The 18623-nt window shown below is 65.8% G+C and carries 17 protein-coding genes; 5 read left to right on the plus strand and 12 right to left on the minus strand.

Annotated elements, in window-relative coordinates; all coding sequences use genetic code 11:
• Positions 1 to 24: 24 nt before the first annotated feature.
• Complete coding sequence (locus CDI09_RS01600) at positions 25 to 720, minus strand: JAB domain-containing protein (RefSeq protein ID WP_236944495.1); 696 nt, start codon at positions 718 to 720, stop codon at positions 25 to 27.
• A gap of 63 nt (positions 721 to 783) precedes the next feature.
• Between CDI09_RS01600 and CDI09_RS01605 the strand changes: the two genes are divergently transcribed.
• From CDI09_RS01605 to CDI09_RS01625, 5 genes are all read left to right on the plus strand, one after another.
• Positions 784 to 2997 (plus strand): ATP-dependent helicase, encoded by a 2214-nt coding sequence (locus CDI09_RS01605; RefSeq protein ID WP_078526827.1) that lies wholly within the window; start codon positions 784 to 786, stop codon positions 2995 to 2997.
• Positions 2998 to 3900 carry a 50S ribosomal protein L11 methyltransferase gene (locus tag CDI09_RS01610; protein ID WP_078526825.1) on the plus strand — a complete coding sequence of 301 codons (903 nt, stop codon included), beginning with the start codon at positions 2998 to 3000 and terminating at the stop codon, positions 3898 to 3900. It abuts the gene before it with no gap.
• Entirely contained in the window at positions 3893 to 4411 is a 519-nt protein-coding gene (locus CDI09_RS01615; RefSeq protein ID WP_078526824.1) for a GNAT family N-acetyltransferase, read from the plus strand. Before CDI09_RS01610 ends, CDI09_RS01615 begins: the two co-directional genes overlap by 8 nt.
• A 27-nt stretch (positions 4412 to 4438) precedes the next feature.
• The gene (locus CDI09_RS01620) at positions 4439 to 6211 is read left to right on the plus strand and encodes an aminopeptidase P family protein (RefSeq protein WP_078526822.1); all 1773 of its coding nucleotides are present in this window, start codon (positions 4439 to 4441) and stop codon (positions 6209 to 6211) included.
• A gap of 173 nt (positions 6212 to 6384) precedes the next feature.
• The gene (locus tag CDI09_RS01625) at positions 6385 to 7413 is read left to right on the plus strand and encodes an isocitrate/isopropylmalate dehydrogenase family protein (protein WP_078526820.1); all 1029 of its coding nucleotides are present in this window, start codon (positions 6385 to 6387) and stop codon (positions 7411 to 7413) included.
• A 239-nt stretch (positions 7414 to 7652) separates the two neighbouring features.
• Here the strand turns inward: CDI09_RS01625 and uraH are convergent, their stop codons facing one another.
• From uraH to xdhC, 11 genes are all read right to left on the minus strand, one after another.
• The gene (gene uraH, locus CDI09_RS01630) at positions 7653 to 8009 is read right to left on the minus strand and encodes a hydroxyisourate hydrolase (RefSeq protein ID WP_078526818.1); all 357 of its coding nucleotides are present in this window, start codon (positions 8007 to 8009) and stop codon (positions 7653 to 7655) included.
• On the minus strand, positions 8006 to 8533 hold the full coding sequence (gene uraD, locus CDI09_RS01635) for a 2-oxo-4-hydroxy-4-carboxy-5-ureidoimidazoline decarboxylase (RefSeq protein WP_236944494.1): 528 nt from the start codon (positions 8531 to 8533) through the stop codon (positions 8006 to 8008). Before uraD ends, uraH begins: the two co-directional genes overlap by 4 nt.
• A complete protein-coding gene (gene puuE / locus CDI09_RS01640) occupies positions 8530 to 9441 on the minus strand; it encodes an allantoinase PuuE (RefSeq protein WP_078526814.1) in 912 nt (303 codons plus the stop codon). Before puuE ends, uraD begins: the two co-directional genes overlap by 4 nt.
• 20 nt (positions 9442 to 9461) lie before the next feature.
• The gene (locus tag CDI09_RS01645; RefSeq protein WP_078526812.1) at positions 9462 to 10691 is read right to left on the minus strand and encodes a pyridoxal-phosphate-dependent aminotransferase family protein; all 1230 of its coding nucleotides are present in this window, start codon (positions 10689 to 10691) and stop codon (positions 9462 to 9464) included.
• On the minus strand, positions 10688 to 11938 hold the full coding sequence (locus CDI09_RS01650) for an allantoate amidohydrolase (protein ID WP_205836605.1): 1251 nt from the start codon (positions 11936 to 11938) through the stop codon (positions 10688 to 10690). The genes CDI09_RS01645 and CDI09_RS01650 overlap by 4 nt, the downstream gene beginning before the upstream one ends.
• A 14-nt stretch (positions 11939 to 11952) precedes the next feature.
• On the minus strand, positions 11953 to 13545 hold the full coding sequence (locus tag CDI09_RS01655; protein ID WP_078526808.1) for a gamma-glutamyltransferase family protein: 1593 nt from the start codon (positions 13543 to 13545) through the stop codon (positions 11953 to 11955).
• Positions 13539 to 14912, minus strand: a complete 1374-nt coding sequence (locus CDI09_RS01660) for an AtzE family amidohydrolase (protein WP_078526806.1) — start codon at positions 14910 to 14912, stop codon at positions 13539 to 13541. The genes CDI09_RS01655 and CDI09_RS01660 overlap by 7 nt, the downstream gene beginning before the upstream one ends.
• Entirely contained in the window at positions 14909 to 15145 is a 237-nt protein-coding gene (locus CDI09_RS01665) for a DUF4089 domain-containing protein (RefSeq protein WP_078526804.1), read from the minus strand. Before CDI09_RS01665 ends, CDI09_RS01660 begins: the two co-directional genes overlap by 4 nt.
• Positions 15146 to 15187: 42 nt before the next feature.
• A complete protein-coding gene (locus tag CDI09_RS01670; protein WP_078526802.1) occupies positions 15188 to 16636 on the minus strand; it encodes an NAD(P)-binding domain-containing protein in 1449 nt (482 codons plus the stop codon).
• A 175-nt stretch (positions 16637 to 16811) separates the two neighbouring features.
• On the minus strand, positions 16812 to 17768 hold the full coding sequence (locus CDI09_RS01675; protein WP_078526800.1) for a LysR family transcriptional regulator: 957 nt from the start codon (positions 17766 to 17768) through the stop codon (positions 16812 to 16814).
• The gene (xdhC, locus tag CDI09_RS01680) at positions 17765 to 18619 is read right to left on the minus strand and encodes a xanthine dehydrogenase accessory protein XdhC (protein ID WP_078526798.1); all 855 of its coding nucleotides are present in this window, start codon (positions 18617 to 18619) and stop codon (positions 17765 to 17767) included. The genes CDI09_RS01675 and xdhC overlap by 4 nt, the downstream gene beginning before the upstream one ends.
• Positions 18620 to 18623 lie beyond the last annotated feature (4 nt).

Consider the following 18623-nt stretch of genomic DNA (forward strand, 5'->3'; position numbering starts at 1 on the left):
TCAAAAATGACTGTCCTGCCGCTTTCAGCGTTCCATCATCGCCCGCATGCTCACCGTCTGTCCTGCGCCGCGCACCAGGCAGTCCTGAAACATCAGGCCGAGCAGGCGGGCATGCGTGTGCAGCATGCGCAAAAAGCGGAGTTCGGGCAGGTTTTCCGGCGGTGGCGGCGCGTGCTGGCCCATATCGCGCACTGCAATAAGCGAGACCGCATGCAGCTCAAGCGCGCGGGCCAGCACCGTGCGGCACTGTTCGGACGCCGGACCTGCGGGCACGACCTCATCGGCCAGCATGTGGCATGCTGAATCAAGGTAGAACAGCCGCATGCCATCAGGCGCGGTGGCAGGCAGGCGGTCGCAGTAATCGAGCAGCACCGCCATATCGGTAAAAACAACCTGCCCGCGCAGATCGGCATGGGCCAGGCGCTGCGCCACCTCCGCGGGCACGCCCATGACCGCGACCCCGCGCGGCCCCAGCCCCGCCGCGCGCAGGGCGGCAGGCGTGGCCTCGAGCACCGCCTCGAGGCTGCCAAACGTTGCCAGCAGCGCCTTGGCCTGCGGCTTGGTGTCACGCCGGGGCGTTGCCGCAAACAGCAGCACCTCCAGCAGTTCATAATCAGCCAGCGAGTGCGCGCCCGCCACGCGAATGCGCTGGCGCATGCGCCCCCTGTGGCCGCCGGGGCCCACCCGTGCCGGTGTTTTTGTGGGTTCCGTTTCTTTCATTCCCCCTCCCTGCGCCTGATAGCATTGGTGCGCACTGCCCGGATTGGTATAGAAGAAAGCGTGATGGACAGCCTTATCCCTACCGGCAACGCGCCGGAATATCTCAGCCGCCTCAACCCCGAGCAGCGCGACGCGATCGAGACCACCGATGGCCCGCTGCTGGTCCTTGCCGGCGCGGGCACGGGCAAGACGCGGGTGCTGACCACGCGGTTCGCGCATATCCTGCTCTCTGGCCGGGCACGCCCCAGCCAGATTCTGGCCGTGACCTTTACCAACAAGGCCGCGCGCGAGATGCGCGAGCGCGTAAGCGCGCTGCTGGGCGAACCGGCGGAGGGGCTGTGGCTGGGCACCTTCCACGCGCTGTGCGCGCGCATGCTGCGCCGCCATGCGGAATATGTGGGGCTTACCAGCAGCTTCACCATCCTTGATACCGATGACCAGTTGCGCCTGCTCAAGCAGGTGCTCGAGCCCTACCGTATCGACACCAAGCGCTGGCCGCCACAGGGGATCATGGGTGTGATCCAGCGCTGGAAGGATCGCGGTCTCGTGCCCGACGCCATCACGGCGGCCGAGGATACGGATTTCGCCAATGGCCGCTGCGCCGAGATCTATGCCGACTACCAGACGCGGCTGAAACAGATCAACGCCTGCGACTTTGGCGACCTGATGCTGCACATGACCGAAATCATGCGCAAACACCCCGCTGTGCTGGAGCAGTATCACCGCTACTTCCGCTACATTCTGGTTGATGAATATCAGGATACCAACACCATCCAGTACCTGTGGCTGCGGCTTCTGGCCCACAGGGCAGGCCAGCCATCAAACATCTGCTGCGTGGGCGATGATGACCAGTCCATCTACTCATGGCGCGGGGCGGAGGTGGAGAACATCCTGCGTTTCGAGCGCGACTTCCCCGGTGCGCGCGTGGTGCGGCTCGAGCGCAATTACCGCTCCACCCGCCAGATCCTTGGCGCGGCATCGGGTCTGATCGCCCATAACGAGGAGCGGCTTGGCAAGACGCTGCACCCCGGCCGCGAGGATGCGGAGGGCGAGAAGGTGCGCGTTATTTCCGTGCAGGACTCCGATGACGAGGCCCGCATGGTCGGCGCCGAGATCGAGCGCCTGCGCGGCGATGGCCACGCCATGAGCGAGATCGCCATCCTCGTGCGCGCGGGCTTCCAGACCCGCGCGTTCGAGGAGCGGCTGATTACCCTGGGCCTGCCCTACCGCGTGGTGGGGGGCCTGCGCTTTTACGAGCGCGCCGAGATCCGCGATGCCATTGCCTATATGCGCGTGGTCAGCCAGCCCTCCGATGATCTGGCGTTCGAGCGCATCATCAACGTGCCGCGCCGGGGCGTGGGGGCAACGGGGCTGCAGAAGCTGCACATGCACGCCCGCGAACGCCAGATGCCGCTCACCGCCGCCGTGCTGGAAATGCTCGCCACCGGCGAGATCAAGGGCCGTGCCAAGGAACAGCTCACCGCGCTGATGCAGGCGTTGGCCACCGCGCGCGAGCAGGCCGGGCGCGAGGGGCATGTCGTGGCCATAGACAACCTGCTGGAGGCAAGCGGGTATGTCGAGATGTGGAAGGCCGACAAGTCACCCGACGCGCCGGGCCGGATCGAGAACCTGAAGGAACTCGTCCGCTCGCTGGCCGATTACGAGAACCTCGGCGGGTTCCTCGAACATGTCGCCCTTGTCATGGATACCGAGGCGAAGGCTGGCGATGACAGCATGAGCATCATGACGCTGCATGGCGCCAAGGGGCTGGAATTCGATACCGTGTTCCTGCCCGGATGGGAGGAAGGGGTCTTTCCCTCGCAGCGCACCCTTGATGAAGGCGGCCTGAAAGGGCTGGAGGAAGAACGCCGCCTGGCCTATGTGGGCATTACGCGCGCGCGCAGGCTGGCCATCATCAGCCACGCCGCCAACCGGCTCATCTATGGCAGCTGGCAGTCCGCCATTCCCAGCCGGTTTGTGGAAGAGCTGCCCGCCGAACATATTGAAAGCCGGGGCGACAGCACCAGCAGCCGCCGCAACTTCCTGGGCCGCCCGGCGGTGTTCGGTTCCTCGCCCTTCCCGCTCGTGGCGGCGCGGCGGGTGCATGATGTCACCCCCGCAGCCGCCACGACGCCCGGCATGAAGGTGGGGGTGCGTGTCTTCCACCAGAAATTCGGCTACGGCACGATTACCTCGGTCGAGGGAAACCGGCTGGAAGTCGCGTTTGAAAAAGCAGGCCCCAAGCGGGTGATCGATAAATTTGTTAAGCAGGTATAGATGAGCCTTTCCCCCCGGCGTCACGCCACCGAACTTGAAACCATATCGGTCACCGTTCCGCCCGATGCGGTCGAGGCCTACGAATCGGCACTCGCCACCGTATGCGCCACCATTGGCATCTTTGAACTCGATGACAGCCAGACCCTGTGGCGCGTGGAAGGGGTAAAGGACACCGGCTGCGGCGAGGACGAACTGCGCGCGGCCCTGATCCTCGCCGCCCTGACCAGCGGCGTGGATGCCGAACTCGAGCGCAGCCACACCGAGGCCGAAGGCTGGCTGGCCCGCACCTACGAATCATTCCCCGAGCAGCTTGCAGGCAGGCGCTTCGCCATTCGCGGCACGCACCTTGAAGATGCGCCCAACCCGCAGCGCATCACCATAACACTTGATGCGGGTGTTGCCTTCGGCTCGGGCGAGCACGGCTCCACGCGCGGCTGCCTGCGCGCGCTCGAGATGGTGGCATATCGCAAACCCCGCCGCATTCTCGACCTTGGCTGCGGCTCGGGCATTCTGGCCATGGCGGCGGCGGCACTGCTGCACAGGCCGGTGCTGGCAACCGATATCGACCCGTGGTCGGTGCGGGTGACAAAACGCAACGCCGCCATGAACGGGCTGGCCAATCTGGTTGACTGCCACCTGGGCAATGGCTGGGCCACACCCGCCATCCGCCGCCATGCGCCCTATGATCTTGTGTTCGCCAATATCCTCGCCCGCCCGCTGTGCAGCATGGCGGCTGACCTGGCGCTCAACCTGCTGCCCGGCGGCACCGCCATCCTGGCAGGCCTGCTCAACACGCAGGTGTGCATGGTGCTCGCCGCCCATCGCCGCCACGGGCTTGTTCTCGAGCGCCACCTGCGCGAAGGAGACTGGGGCACGCTGATCCTGCGCAAACCCCATGGCTGACACGCCCGCCCTCCTGATCCGCGATGCAACGGATGACGACATCCCCGCCATTGTCGAGATCGTCAACCACGCCATCCGCAACAGCACCTCGATGTGGGAAACGCAGGAAACCACGCTCGAGGCCCGGCTGGAGTGGCTGCACACCAGCCAGGCCAGCGGCTTTCCCGTGCTGGTGGCGCAGATGCCCGATGGCAATGTGGCGGGCTACAGTAGCTGGAAGATGTTCCGCCCGTTTTCAGGCTACCGCCATACGGTGGAGCATTCGCTCTATATCGCACCCGCCTACAAGCGCCAGGGCATTGGCAGCGCCCTGTTGCAGGCCCTGTGCGAGCGGGCGAAGGCGGCGGACGTGCACGTGATGATTGCAGGCATTACATCGACCAACATCGCCTCACGCAAGCTGCATGAGCGCTTTGGCTTCCAGCACGGGGGCCTGCTGCCTGAATGCGGCACCAAATACGGTCGCTGGATGGACCTGCTGTTCCTGTACCGCATCATGTCGCCGGTGTGAGTTCCAACCCCATCTGAGGATACGCCCATGTCGCCTGCCCCGAACCGCCCCGATGCCCTGCGCGCTGCCCTGAGCCAGATGGGCGTGGACGGCTTCATCCTGCCGCGTGGCGATGAACATCTGGGTGAATACGTCGCCCCCTGCGCGGAGCGGCTGGCCTGGCTCACCGGGTTTACCGGCAGCGCGGGGCTGGCTGCCATCCTGCCCGACCGTGCCGCCGTGTTCTCCGATGGGCGCTACATTACCCAGATGGACCAGCAGGTTGATGGCGCGGCATGGGAGCGGCTGCACATCACCCGGACCCCGCCAGCCGGCTGGCTGGCGCAGCACGGCGCGCAACAGCGCATCGGCTACGACCCGCGCCTGATTGCCGAGAGCGCGCTGCGCCCCTTCAATGATGCCGGGCTGACACTCGTGCCGCTGGCCGAAAACCCGGTGGACCAGATCTGGACTGACCGCCCTGCCCCCCCCTGCACGCCCTGCGTGCCACAGCCCGAGGCCTGGGCCGGACAGGCCAGCGCTACCAAGCGCGAAGCCATTGCCACCAGCCTGCGCGCGGCGGGCGAGCATGCGCTGGTGCTCAGCGACCCCGCCTCGATCGCGTGGCTGCTCAACATCCGCGGCACCGATGTGCCCTACACCCCGCTCAGCCTGAGCTTTGCCATCGTGCATGATGACGGGCGGGTGACGCTGTTCATCGACCCGGCCAAGGTAACGCCGCAGACGCGCGACTGGCTGGGGGCGGACGTGACCCTGCTGCCGCCCGCAGCACTGGAGGCGGGACTGCGCGCCCTGGCCCCGGCCCGCGTGCAGGTGGACCCCGCCCGCAATGCCATCTGGTTCATGCAGGTGCTCGAACAGGCCGGGGCCACGGTCATCCGCAAGGATGACCCATGCCAGTTGCCCAAGGCCATCAAGAACCCGACCGAGCAGGAAGGCAGCAGGCGTGCCCACCTGCTTGATGGTGTTGCGATCTGCCGCTTCCTGCACTGGCTGGATGAAAACGCGACCCGCACCACGGAACTGGCGGCTGCGGAACAGCTCAATGGCTTTCGCAACGACTGCCCCGATTACCGTGAGGAGAGCTTTCCCGCCATTTCCGGCGCGGGGCCGAATGGCGCGATCATCCACTACCGCGTCACCCCCGAAAGCAACCGCGCGCTGCACGCCAACGAGGTCTACCTGATCGATAGCGGCGGGCAGTATCCCTTTGGCACCACCGACATCACCCGCACCATCTGGACCGGGCCGGGTGCGCCCGATGCGGATGTGCGCGATGCCTTTACCCGCGTCCTGCGCGGGCATATCGCACTGGCCCGCGCGCGCTTCCCCAAAGGGGTGACCGGGCATGCGCTTGATGCGCTGGCCCGCCATGCCCTGTGGGAGGGCGGCCTGAATTACGATCATGGCACCGGCCACGGCATTGGCAGCTACCTGTCGGTGCATGAAGGACCGGCCACGATCTCGCCCGTGTTCCGACCCGTGGCGCTGCATGCGGGCATGATCCTGTCCAACGAGCCAGGCTATTACCGGCCGGGCGCGTTTGGCATCCGGCTTGAAAACCTGCACCTGATCCAGCCCAGCAGGGTGGGCGAGGCCAACCGTTCGTTCCTGGAGTTCGAGGTGCTGACGCTTGCCCCCTTCGACAGGCGGCTGATCGATGCCCCCAGCCTGTCAGCAGCCGAAACTGTATGGCTCGATGGCTATCATGCACGGGTTTTTGAAAGCATTGCCCCGCATCTGCAGACTCCGGCGCGCACGTGGCTTGCGGCAGCCTGCGCGCCGCTGCACGCCGGATAATGTGACTGTAAAACCGCAGGCCCCACCCCGTGGCCCGATTGTCACGCCGGACTGGGGGGCCTAGGACTTTTAACCAGTTCCGACGGGGCACCCGGCAACGAACCGGGTCCGCCAAGCCGGTGCGTATGCTGAAACGCTTTTCAGTAGCAAGCACTAAAGGGAGACGTTCGAGAATGTCCGCAGAAAAAACAATTCCCGCTACCCTGATTCCCGGTGATGGAATCGGGCCTGAAATTGTCGACTCCGTTGTCGAAATCCTTGATACCGTTGGCGCGCCCTTCAAATGGGAAAAGGCGCTTGGTGGTGTTTCCGCCCTTGAAGCCACCGGCAGCCCGCTGCCCAAGGAGACGATCGAGAGCATCCGCCGCACCGGCCTTGCGCTGAAAGGCCCGCTGACCACTCCCGTCGGTGGTGGCTTCAAGTCCATCAACGTGACACTGCGCCAGGAGTTCGGCCTGTTCGCGAATGTGCGCCCCACAAAAACGATCGTGCCGGGCGGCCGCTTCGAGAACATCAACCTCGTCATCTTCCGCGAGAACCTCGAGGGCTATTACGCCGCACTCGAAAATTACATTCCCGTTGGTGATGACCCGCATGCCATCGCAACGAGCGCAGGCTACACCTCGCGCGCGGAATGCAACCGCATCGTGCGTTATGCCTTTGAATACGCGGTCAAGAACAACCGCAAGCGCGTCACGCTGGTGCACAAGGCCAACATCCTGAAGCTGCTGACCGGCCTGTTCCTTGAGGAAGGCCGCAAGGTAGCCAAGGAATATGAAGGCCGCGTGGAAGTGAACGAGCGCATCGTTGACGCCTGCGCCATGCAGCTCGTGACCGACCCGTGGCAGTATGACTGCATTGTCACCACCAACCTGTTTGGTGACATCCTGTCCGACCTGACCGCTGGTCTGGTTGGCGGGCTTGGCCTCGCACCGGGTGCGAACATTGGTGAAAAAGCCGCCGTGTTCGAGGCCGTGCATGGTTCGGCTCCCGACATTGCGGGCCAGAACAAGGCCAACCCGACCTCGCTGCTGCTGGCGGCGAACATGATGCTGGCACATGTGGGCCGCCAGGACCTGGCCACCCGCATCGACAAGGCCATCGAGAAGGTCATCTCCTCGGGTGCCGTGCGCACCGGCGATCTCGGCGGCAAGGCCAGCACGACCGATCTGACGGCGGCGCTGAAGCAGGCCGTTTCCTGATCCTGCCATAGCCTGCGGCGGGGCAACCTGCCGCAGGTACATGCAAAAAGGGCCGTGGCATGACTGCCACGGCCCTTTTTGCTTCCTGATGACGTGCTTGAGCGCACTGACCCTGAGCTATCCGGTAAGGCCGGTCGGCGATGTGCCCGCCGCGCGCCTCCTGCGCCGAGGGCCGCGTCCTTTGCAGCTTTTTGAAAAAAGCGTTACCAGAAACTTCCGGTTTTTAAGGAAATCAGGTCTCAACTGCCACGATAGGTCGAAAACCCGAACGGTGAGACCAGAAGTGGCACATGGTAATGCCCACCCTTGCCATCCGCCCCTGCTGCCGCCATGCCAAACGCAATCGGCACCATATCAAGGAAGGGCGGCTCGGACAGGGCCGCCCCCTGTGCGCGGAAATACTCCGCCACGGCGAATTCCAGCCGGTAGGCGCCGGGGCGCATCTCGCCCATCTGCTGGCCCAGTTCGGGGCAACGGCCATCCGCGTTGGTCACGCCCCTGAACAGGCAGTCCTGCCCCGCCCACAGGCTGATCGCCATGCCAGCGGCGGGCTTGCCCGATACGAGATCAAGCACATGGGTGGAAAGCGTGCTCATACTTCATGCTCCAGGCGTTCGAGCACATCAACCAGGCGGAGTGCTGCAATCTTGTTGATCTCGGCCAACGCGGTCTGCTGCTCGGCCTCGGGCGTGTTTTCCAGCCGCGTCCGCAGCCCGTTCAGGATCGCCTGCTTGTCCGAGCGCCGCACGCAGATGATGAACGGCATGCCGAATTTGGCGGCATAAGCCTCATTGAGCGCACGGAAGTTGGAAAACTCATCGGGCGTCAGCCGGTCCAGCCCGGCGGAGGCCTGCTCGGCAGCCGAGGCCGAGGTAAGCGTGGGGTCCACCCCCATGCGCTGCGCAAGTTCGGGATGGGCGCGGATCAGGGCCATTTTCTCGGCCTCCTCCGCCTGCTCCAGCACCAGCGCCATGGCGGCCAGCATCGCCTCATGCCCGCTGAAGGGCGCACGGCCATGGGCACGCTGGGCAATCCAGGGGGAATGCTCGTATATCGGGCCAAACAGTTCCACAAACCGCACGGCGGAGAGCGCATTGACCCGGTCCATCACCCGGCTCATGCCGGGTGCGTCTCGAGCCAGTGCCGCGCGATGTCCAGCCGGGTGGCAACCCACACCTTCTCGCGCTGGGCAATATAGTCAAGGAAGCGCGCAACAGCCCGCGCGCGGCCTGGCCGACCGGCCACGCGGCAGTGCAGGCCCACCGACATCATGCGCGGCTTATCCGCCCCTTCCTCATACAGTTCATCAAACGTGTCGCGCAGGTAGTTGAAGAACTGCTCGCCCTCGGTAAAGCCGTTCAGCGCCACAAAGCGCATGTCGTTCACATCCAGCGTATAGGGCACGATCAGTTGCGCCCGGCCCGTGCTGCGGTCGTAATAGGGCAGGTCATCGGCATAGGAATCGGCGTCATATACAAAGCCGCCTTCCTCCGCCACGATGCGGGCGGTGTTGGGGCTGGTGCGGCCCTGGTACCAGCCCAGCGGGCGCGAGCCGGTCAGCTTTTCATGCAGCGCGATGCATTCAAGAATGTGAGCACGCTCCACCGCCTCGGGCACATGCTGGTAGTCGATCCAGCGCAGGCCGTGGGAGGCGATTTCCCACCCGGCATCCTTCATCGCGGCAACCGCTGCGGGGTTGCGCGCCATGGCGGCGGCCACCGCAAAGACCGTAAGCGGCTGCCTGCGCTGGGTAAAGATGCGGTGCAGCCGCCAGAACCCGGCGCGTGAGCCGTATTCATACAGGCTTTCCATCGCAATGGCGCGGGCACCGGGAATGGACTGCGCGCCCACCATCTCGGACAGGAATGCCTCCGAGCCGCGATCACCATGGAGGACCGAGTTCTCCGCCCCCTCCTCGTAATTGATGACGAACTGGACCGCGATCCGCGCCCCGCCAGGCCATTTTGCATCGGGCAAGTTACCCGCGTAACCAACCATGTCGCGCGGATAGGCACCTGTCTCAGACATTACGCCGTGGTCTCCCATTATCAGTCGTTATAGGCGGCAAGGGCTGCATCGACGCCCGCGCCCGCGGCCAAGCCGTGGCCTTCGTGGCGCAGCACGGTTTCGAGCGCGCCCATGGTCAGCAGCACCTTGTGCTTCTCGGCGTTGTAGCCCATGGCCCCGATGCGCCAGATCTTGCCCTGTAGCGGGCCGAAGGCGGAACCGATCTCGATCTCGAAATCCTCGCGCATGCGGCCACGCACCTTTTCCCCATCAATACCCTTGGGAATGTACACGCCGGTCACGTTGGTCATGCGGTATTCGTCGCCACCAAACAGCTCCAGCCCCATGGCGCGCAGACCTGCGCACACCGCACGCGAGGCGGCGGCATGGCGGGCGAAGCGGGCCTGAAGTCCTTCCTCAAGCACCACGCGGGCGGCTTCACGCGCGCCGTACAGCATGGTGGTGGCCTCGGTGTGGTGGTTCAGGCGCTTTTCCGACCAGTAATCCATGATCATGGCCAGATCGAAATAGTTGGACGGAATACGCACGCGCGTGCCGTCCGTCGTGTCGCTGCCACGAATACCGGCCTCGACATGGCGGCGGGCGAAGATGTGCTCGGCCGCACGGTCGGAGATGGTGATGGGAGCCGAGCCCGGCGGGCCGCCCATGCACTTCTGCAGGCCACCGCTGACCACATCCACGCCCCAGCGGTCGGTCGCCACCTCCATGCCGCCCAGCGTCGCCGTGGTGTCGACATAGGACAGCACATCATACTTGCGGCACAGCGCGCCCAGGCCATCGAGCGGCTGGGCCATGGTGGTGGACGTATCGCCATGAATGCACGCCAGCACATGCGGGCGGTGCGTTACGATGGCATCCTCGATCTGTTCAAGGCTCGCCACCTCGCCCCAGGGCAGGTCCAGTGTCACGATATCAGCGCCGATGCGCTGCGCAATCTCGGAAAGCAGCAGGCCGAAACGCCCCGCGCGCACGATCAGCAGCTTCATGCCCGGCTCGACCAGCGAGACGAGCGCCGCCTCGATGCCCGCCCGCGCCGTGCCATCGACCAGCAGGGTCCAGCGGTTGTTGGTCATGAACACCTGACGGTAGAGTTCCATCGTCTGGTTCATGTAGTCGGTCATTTCGGGGTCGAACTGGCCCAGCATGTCGGCCGCCATGGCGCGCAGCACGCGCGGGTGCGCGTTGACCGGTCCCGGCCCCATGAGCAGTCGGGCGGGAGGGTTGATCTGGCCAAAAAATGTCTGGGTCATCCGAAATGTCTCTCAAAAAGTCCAATAAAGTCGATCATCGCCCGCAGTGCCGCATCCGTATCCGCATCGGTTACGGACTCAGCGGGGTTATGGCTGATGCCGCCCGCGCAGCGGATAAACAGCATGGAAACCGGGGCCAGATGCGCCATGATCATGGCATCATGCCCCGCACCGCTGACCAGCAGGCGCGGGTCAGCTCCGGTCACGTCGCGCACGGCCTGTTCCATGAAGGATGTCAGGCGCGCATCACACGGGGTGGCGTCGAGATCCTGCTGCATGCTGATGGCGAGTTCCAGGTTACGTGCCTGCGCCACCGCATGGGCCACAGCCAGGATTTCCTTTGCCGCCCGGTCGCGCACCGCATTGGTGCCGGCACGCACATCAAGGGTGAACACCACCTCGCCCGGCACCACGTTGGCGGCACCCGGCACCACATCAAGCGACCCCACGGTCGCCACCAGCCCCTCCGTGCCCGCGCGGCCGATGCGCTCGGCCGCGAGGACGATCTCGGCAGCTCCCGCCAGCGCATCACGCCGCAGATCCATCGATACGGTGCCCGCATGCCCTGCCATGCCGCGCAGGGTCATGCGGTAGCGGTGCTGGGCGGCAATGGCGCTGACCACGCCAAGGGCGCGGCCCTCGGCCTCCAGCACTGGCCCCTGCTCGATATGCGCCTCGACATAGGCAAGGATGTTTGCGCCCCTGCGCGATGCCTTGTGCATCTGGCCCACATCCAGCCCGAAGCCTTCCAGCGCGCTGGCCAGCGTTGCGGTCTCAGCCCAGTCGCTCATGGCGGGATCGGGGGGGGCGAGCACGCCCGCCACGGCGTGCGAGGTCAGCATGCCTGAGGGAAAGCGCGAGCCCTCCTCATCGCCAAAGCCGATCACCTCCAGCGCAAAGGGAAAGCGTTTGCCTGTTGCCGCGAAATGGGCCACGGCCTCGATGCCAAGGATGACGCCCAGCATGCCATCAAAAAAACCGCCATCGCGCACGCTGTCGATATGCGAGCCGAGCAGCAGCACCGGGGCATCAGGCGTCAGCCCCTCGTAGCGCCCGAGCAGGTTGCCTGCCGCATCCATGCGCGTGGTCATGCCCGCCGCGTGCATCCAGGTGGCCAGACGGTCACAGGTAGCGCGGTAGGATGGCCCGAGATAGGGGCGGAACAGCCCGCCCTCCATCTCGGAATACGGCGCGCGCCCGAGTTCCGTGCACCGCGCCACCGCACGCTGGCCCGAAGGCTGATCCATGCTGTCCTGTGCGTTTACCATGCTGCGACACACCCATCGCTGCGCGGGTCGGTCGCCCCTTCGAGCAGCCCGGATTCATGGCGCACCAGTGCGCCAGCGTGCCCCATGATGGAGGAAAACGGCGCAACGCGTTCCATCTGGTGGCCCGCGGCACTCATGCGCGCAATCACCTCGGGGTCGAAGCGGTCCTCATATTTCAGGCTGACGCTGGATTCCCCCCATGTGCGGCCCAGCAGCCAGCGCGGCGCCGTGATCGCGCGCTGGAGCGGCATGCCGTAACGCGCATAACGGGTGAACAGGGCCGCCTGTGTCTGGGGCTGCCCCTCGCCGCCCATGGTGCCGTACACCATGGTCCGGCCATCCTCAAAACGCGCGCCCGCCGGATTGAGCGTATGGAACGGCTTGCGGCCCGGCTGCAGTCCGTTCCACCCCTGCGGGTCAAGGCCGAAGCTGGTGCCCCGGTTCTGCCACACAACACCCGTGCGCGGCAGCACCACGCCCGAGCCATATTCAAAATACAGGCTCTGGATCATGCTTACGGCCAGCCCGTCGGAATCGATTACGCCCAGCCAGACCGTATCGCCCTGCTGCGACTGCCACGGCCAGGGGGCCGCCCTGTTGGGATTGATCGCGGCCGCCATGCGGTCGAGCGCCTTGCGGTCATCAAGGATATCCTGCGCCTGCACGGTCATGTAGGCGGGATCGCCCACATGCGTGTCGCGGTAGCGGAAGGCCTGCTTGGTGGCTTCAACCAGACCGTGCAGGTAATCGAAATCATTCGCTTCCGCCGCCTTGAGCCGGTCGAACAGCGCCAGGATCAGCAGCGAGGCCACGCCCTGCGTGGGCGGCGCCATATTGTACAGGTCCGCGCCGTGAATGCGGGCATGGAGGGCTGGCTGGTGCGTTGCCCTGTGCGCCTGCAGGTCGGCCAGGGCCAGCGGGCTGCCAAGGGCCTCAAGGTCGGCTGCAAGCTCGCGCGCCACCGTGCCGCGATAGAAGCTGGAAAGCCCTTCATCGACCAGCTGGCGCAGGGTCGTTGCCAGGCGCGGATTGTGCAGGATGTCGCCTGCCTGCGGCAGCTTGCCGCCGGGCATGAACTGCGCGGCAAAGCCGGGCACGTTTTTGAGTTCATCCACTTTCTGACGGGTGATCTCGGCTGCGCCCGCGGTTACGGGCACGCCCTGCTCGGCATAGTACAGCGCATCGCGCAGCACGCGGCCAAGCGGCAGGCCCGGCGCCATGGCGTGACTCCATGACAGGGCCATCTCCCACCCCGACACCGTGCCCGCAACCGTATTGGCCGCAAGCGGGCCACGCCACGGAATCGTGTCATGGCCTGCCGCGTGATAGAACGCGGCATCCGCCTTCTGGGCCGCGGCTCCGCAGGCATCAATGGTTTCGACCCGTCCATCGGGCCACATGGTCAGCCAGAAGGCATCACCGCCAATGCCGGTCATGTGCGGATAGACCACGGCCAATGCCGCAGCGGTGGCCACGGCGGCCTCGATGGCGGTGCCGCCTGCCTTGAGCACGTCAAGCCCGGCCTGGCTGGCAAGGTGGTGGGGGGATGTGACCATCCCCCGGCATGAACGCGGCGTGTTCAGCATGCCTGCTCCTTCCGCGCGTAACCCGCATCAAGCGGGCGGCAGGCGGCAAGGCCCGCGCGCTGCAGTTCGGCGGCCACGGCAAACAGTTTTGCCTCAGCCCCCGGCGCGCCGATCAGCTGGATGCCCAGCGGCAGGCCCGGCGCGGCCAGCGGGGTGGCCAGCACCGGCAGCCCGGCCAGGCTGATGGGCTGGGTATAGATGCCCAGATTGGCCCGCGCGGAAACGCTTTTGCCATCCACCATGATGGAAGGCTGGTCAATGCGCGGCGCAACGCCCACCGTGGTGGGCGCCACCAGCACATCGGCCTGCGTGAAGGCCGCATGCACCTGCGCGCGGAACCACCGGCGGAAGCGCTGCGCCTGCACGAAGGTTGCGGCAGGCAGCATGGCGCCTGCCATGAGGCGGCTGCGGGTAGCGGGGTCATACTGCATGGAGCGCCTGCGCAGGCGGGGCAGGTGCAGGTTGCCCCCTTCCGCCGCGCTGATGAGGAAGGCCGAAGCCCGCGCCCGCGCCACCTCAGGCAGTTCGATGACGCGGTCATGGCCCAGATGCGCCATCACGCCATCAATCGCGGCGGCAAGCTCGGTGCTGACATTGCGGGCAAACCAGCCCCCCAGCCGCGCCACTTTCACGGATGCCACATCGGGCAGGACTGACACGTCCCGGCCGGACATGATGCCATAGACCGCCATCAGGTCTTCGAGCGTGTCGGCCATTGGGCCTGCGGTATCAAGGCTGGCCACGAACGGATAGACACCGTGCAGCGGCACCTGCCCGTAGGTGGGCTTGAGCCCCCACACCCCGCACAGCGCCGACGGGATGCGGATCGAGCCATTGGTGTCCGACCCCAGCGTAAAGGGCAGCAGCCCCGCCGCCACGGCGGCCGCCGACCCGCCGGAGGAACCACCGGCAAGGCGGGCGCGATCATGCGGGTTGCGGGTGGTGCCGTTATGCGCGTTCTCGGTCGAGAAGCCGTAGGCGAACTCATCCATGTTCAGGGTTGCCACCGGCACGGCGCCGGCGGCGCGCAGGCGGGCAATGACGGTGGCGTCCTCGCTGGCGGGCAGGTTGTCGCGCAACACGATGGAGCCTGCGGTGGTGACCTCGCCACGCACGTCAAACAGGTCTTTCACGCCAAAGGGCACGCCCGCGAGCGGACCGGGGTCGCGGCCTGCGGCAATGGCTTTGTCCACGTCCTCGGCCTGCGCCACGGCGGCGGGGCCAAGGATGCGGGTCACGCTGTTGAAGCGGGTGTCACGCGCTTCAATATCGGAAATGACCGCCGTGACCACGCCCACCGCATTGCGGCGGCCTGCGCGTATGTCAGCGGCGATGCCAAGCGCTGCGCCCATGGCATGTGCGGTCATGGCGCGTACTCGTAGGCTGGCTCGCAGTCATCAGGCAGCACGAAGCCTGTCACGAGGTCGGCATAGCCCTGCAGCAACGCCGTATTGGCCACGACATCGGGCAGGCACGCCACCGGAATGTTCAGGCCGATCATCCGGGCCATGTCCGCCACGGGGGGAACCTTGTGGTCATTGCTTGCCCCCGCACCGGCAACACCCGGCGCGGAAGGTGAAAGGCTTACAGCGCTGCTCATCTACTCACTCTCTCCCGAATGGATAAATCTACCCGGGGCGCATCATGCAACAGGAGGATCGAGACTGACTAGTTCCGCCACGTCATAGGACAGCAGACTTTCAAGGTGCTGCTGGCCATCGGCCACGTAAAGGTCACGCCCCAGCCCGTGGGCCAGGCGCTCGACGCCAAAGCGCATGCCGCTGATCGAGGCCCCCGACAGCCCCATGCTCGGCGTGGCCGAGAACGTGAAGTTGTGGATGTTGGCCAGCATGGGCGCCAGCGGATCATCCTTGTGGCGCGGCAGAAACTGATAGCAGTCGCCCAGGTAAGGATAGCTCTCGAGCACCGTGCTCTCGGCGCCTGCGGGCGCCCTGTAGCGCTCGCCCCACAGGGCGACGGAGGGAGCGAAGGAGGCGGTCTCGGGCCTGCGGGAGAGGTCGGTGGCGAAGCCGGTGCCAATAATCACGAAGTCAAAGCGCATTTCGCCGGTGGGCGAATCGACAACGATTTCATCGCCTTCCATGCGCGCGCCCGTCCAGGGGCAGCCGGTGCGGTAGGCAAAGTTTTCATGCCTGCGGCACCGCCAGAACGTATCCTGCGGGGGCGGCTGGTTGAGGTCGAAGATACGGCGCATGAAGCCCCAGCGCAGCTCATCGGACAGGGCGGGGTAGTAGGCGAGGAAGCCGGTATTCTCCATCCACCGGTACGGGTTGATGGAAGGAATTTCCTTGCGGCGCAGGCAAAGCGTCACGCTGCCCACACCTTCCTCGAGTGCGGTGGCGGCGTTATCGAACGCCGAGGCCCCGGCACCCAGCACGCCGACGCGCTTGCCCCTGAGTGCCGCGAAATCGATCGCCTCGGATGTATGAGCATAGCGTTCGCGCGGCAGGCCCCTGCTGATAAAGTCGGGCACATGCCACGTGCCACAGCCCTCGATGCCGGTGGCCAGCACCAGCTTGCGGGCATAATGCACGTGGCTCGTGCCATCGGGGCGGCGGAAGGTCAGGCGCAGCAGGCCATCTTCCCACGTAACGCCCGTGAATTCATGGTCATTGGCCACCGGCAGGTCGAGGATGTCGCGGTACCAGTCGAGATAGGCCTGCCAGTCGCCACGGGGGATCTTGTCCAGCTTCTCCCACGCGGCCACGCCGTACTGCGCCTCATACCATGAGCGCGGGGTAAGCGAGGGCACGCCAAGATCGGGGCCGGTCACGTATTTGGGGGTACGCAGTGTAATCATGCGCGCGAATGTCACCCACGGGCCTTCGCCGCCCTTCGATGCCCGATCGAATATGCGCACATTGGTGATGTTGTTGCGCTTGAGCGCAAACGCCGTGGCAAGACCACCCTGCCCCGCGCCGATGATCGCCACATCAAGCACGCGCTGGCCATTACGTTCGATGGGGGGAACCCATTCCTTGCGCGGGTAGCGGATGATTTCCAGATCACGGCGCACGGCTGCATCGAGTGCCGCCAGCCCCCCGTCTTTCGGCTGCATGTTGGTATCCATCTGCGGGTCCCCATCTGTTTTTTTCGTCTTGTGCTGATGCAGCCCCGTATGACGTCCCCCGACGCCATACGGATTATCCCCCAACCGCACCATGATGGATTGATCTAATCAGCCCGCAGGGTGTTTCGTCCAGTAGAATGATTTCATCGTTACGTTGCTTAAATAGCAACGGATATCAGACCACGCGCTCGTCGCTCACGCCCTGCACGCGGCGCAGTTCCAGGCGTAACTCCTCGATCACGGTTTCCAGCAGGGGCGGCAGCCAGCGGGATTCGCGCACATAGGCCCCGAGGTCGGTCACGGCGCGGGTGTCACGCAATGGCACATGGCGCAGGCTGTCCTGGCCGGGCTGCACGCCCACGGCCAGCGGCGACTGGAAGGCCAGCCCCGCGCCTGCAAGCACCATGCGGTTGGTCAGTTCGATCGAGCCGGTCTGGAGCACAACGTTCAGCCGGTCCTGCCACGGGCGCAGCATGGGTTCCATCACGCGGTAGAGCGAGAGCGTGCGCGTGGGCAGGATCAGGCGGTAGGCCACGCATTCCTCTACCGTCACGGTCCGCAGATGCGCCAGCGGATGGTCGGCCCGCACCACGGCGCCGACGGGAAAGTGCCCCACCGCCACACGCCGCAGTTCGGGGTAAAGCGCCAGCGAGAACGCGATGCCAAGGTCAACCCGCCCATCCTGCAACGCCGAGACGATGGTCTTGGGCGCGCCCACCTCCACATGCAGTTCAACGGTGGGAAAGGCGGAGATGATGCGCTCGAGCAGCGCGGGCAGGAGCTGGCCTGCAATGCCTTCCACCGCCATGATGCGCAGCCTGCCGTCATGCCGGCCGGACAGGGCGTTGATCTGCTCCTCCGTGCGGGCGGCATCCTGCATCACGGTCACGATATGGCGGGCCATGATGGTGCCCACCTCGGTCAGGACCATGCCTTCGGGCAGGCGGTCGAACAGGGGCGCGCCGATCTCGGCCTCCATCTGCGCAAGCTGGCGCGTCAGCGCCGAGGGCGTGACATTGAGCCTGCGCGCCGCCTCGCGGATGGAGCGGCATTCCCGCACCGCATTGAAGTAGGAAATGCCCCGCGCGTGCAGGCGCATCATGCGGGGCGTGCGCGAAAGCGGATCATTCATAAGCGTCTCTCATCCCCATCTGCATCACCATCTTCCTGCGGCGCGTGCAGGAAGCGCGTGACGATTTCCGCCGCCACCAGCGCCGCGATGACCGGGGGCCGCTTGTCGCGCACGCCCTGCCCCCCGATGGGGCAGACCATGGCATTGATGCGGTCTTCGGGCAGGCCGAGCGCGCGGAAGGCCAGCTCGAAACGGCGGCGCTTGGTGTGCGAGCCGATCAGGCCCACATAGCGAAAGTCGCCCCGTTCGAGGATGGATGCAACAATCACGCTGTCAAGCGCATGGCTTTGGGTGAGCACCAGCGCGCCGGAACCGGCGGGCGCATCTGTTACCAGGCGCTGCCAGTCACCATCATCATGCACGTCCACCCCTGCGGGAATGACGGGACCGAATTCATGCGGGCGCGAATCGCACCATGCCAGCCGCAGCGGCAGTGGGGCCAGCACATGGGCCAGCGCGCGCCCCACATGCCCTGCGCCAAACAGCAGGAGCAGCGGGGCCTCGCGGCGCTGGCGCTCGAGTTCCGCCATGATGCCATCGAGCCCCCTGCCATCGGGCACATCAATGAACAGCATCACCTCGCCCCCGCAGCACTGCCCGGAGCGCCCCCCGAGGTCGATGCGCATCTCGCGCGCCTGCCCCCCGCTGGCCAGCAGGGCGCGGGCGTGATGGATGGCGCTCCATTCCAGGTCACCGCCGCCCACCGTGCCGGACTGCCCGCTGGCCGTAACCAGCATGAACGTACCTGCCTCACGCGGGGTGGAGCCCCGCGCGGCTGACACGCTGATCCGGGCCACCGGCTGACCCATGAGCCGCCACCGGGCCAGATCGGCGCGCATTTCCATGCTCACGGGG

The sequence above is a fragment of the Komagataeibacter nataicola genome (assembly GCF_003207795.1).
Classification (GTDB): domain Bacteria; phylum Pseudomonadota; class Alphaproteobacteria; order Acetobacterales; family Acetobacteraceae; genus Komagataeibacter; species Komagataeibacter nataicola.

Excerpts from the sequence above, each read along its gene's own strand:
- CDI09_RS01660 (WP_078526806.1), bottom strand. The coding sequence starts at position 14,912 with ATGACCGCACATGCCATGGGCGCAGCGCTTGGCATCGCCGCTGACATA.
- CDI09_RS01665 (WP_078526804.1), bottom strand. The coding sequence starts at position 15,145 with ATGAGCAGCGCTGTAAGCCTTTCACCTTCCGCGCCGGGTGTTGCCGGT.
- puuE (WP_078526814.1), bottom strand. The coding sequence starts at position 9,441 with ATGTCTGAGACAGGTGCCTATCCGCGCGACATGGTTGGTTACGCGGGT.
- CDI09_RS01650 (WP_205836605.1), bottom strand. The coding sequence starts at position 11,938 with ATGGATCAGCCTTCGGGCCAGCGTGCGGTGGCGCGGTGCACGGAACTC.
- CDI09_RS01670 (WP_078526802.1), bottom strand. The coding sequence starts at position 16,636 with ATGGATACCAACATGCAGCCGAAAGACGGGGGGCTGGCGGCACTCGAT.
- CDI09_RS01655 (WP_078526808.1), bottom strand. The coding sequence starts at position 13,545 with ATGCTGAACACGCCGCGTTCATGCCGGGGGATGGTCACATCCCCCCAC.
- uraD (WP_236944494.1), bottom strand. The coding sequence starts at position 8,533 with ATGAGCCGGGTGATGGACCGGGTCAATGCGCTCTCCGCCGTGCGGTTT.
- uraH (WP_078526818.1), bottom strand. The coding sequence starts at position 8,009 with ATGAGCACGCTTTCCACCCATGTGCTTGATCTCGTATCGGGCAAGCCC.
- CDI09_RS01600 (WP_236944495.1), bottom strand. The coding sequence starts at position 720 with ATGAAAGAAACGGAACCCACAAAAACACCGGCACGGGTGGGCCCCGGC.
- CDI09_RS01605 (WP_078526827.1), top strand. The coding sequence starts at position 784 with ATGGACAGCCTTATCCCTACCGGCAACGCGCCGGAATATCTCAGCCGC.
- CDI09_RS01620 (WP_078526822.1), top strand. The coding sequence starts at position 4,439 with ATGTCGCCTGCCCCGAACCGCCCCGATGCCCTGCGCGCTGCCCTGAGC.
- CDI09_RS01645 (WP_078526812.1), bottom strand. The coding sequence starts at position 10,691 with ATGACCCAGACATTTTTTGGCCAGATCAACCCTCCCGCCCGACTGCTC.
- CDI09_RS01615 (WP_078526824.1), top strand. The coding sequence starts at position 3,893 with ATGGCTGACACGCCCGCCCTCCTGATCCGCGATGCAACGGATGACGAC.
- CDI09_RS01610 (WP_078526825.1), top strand. The coding sequence starts at position 2,998 with ATGAGCCTTTCCCCCCGGCGTCACGCCACCGAACTTGAAACCATATCG.
- CDI09_RS01675 (WP_078526800.1), bottom strand. The coding sequence starts at position 17,768 with ATGAATGATCCGCTTTCGCGCACGCCCCGCATGATGCGCCTGCACGCG.
- CDI09_RS01625 (WP_078526820.1), top strand. The coding sequence starts at position 6,385 with ATGTCCGCAGAAAAAACAATTCCCGCTACCCTGATTCCCGGTGATGGA.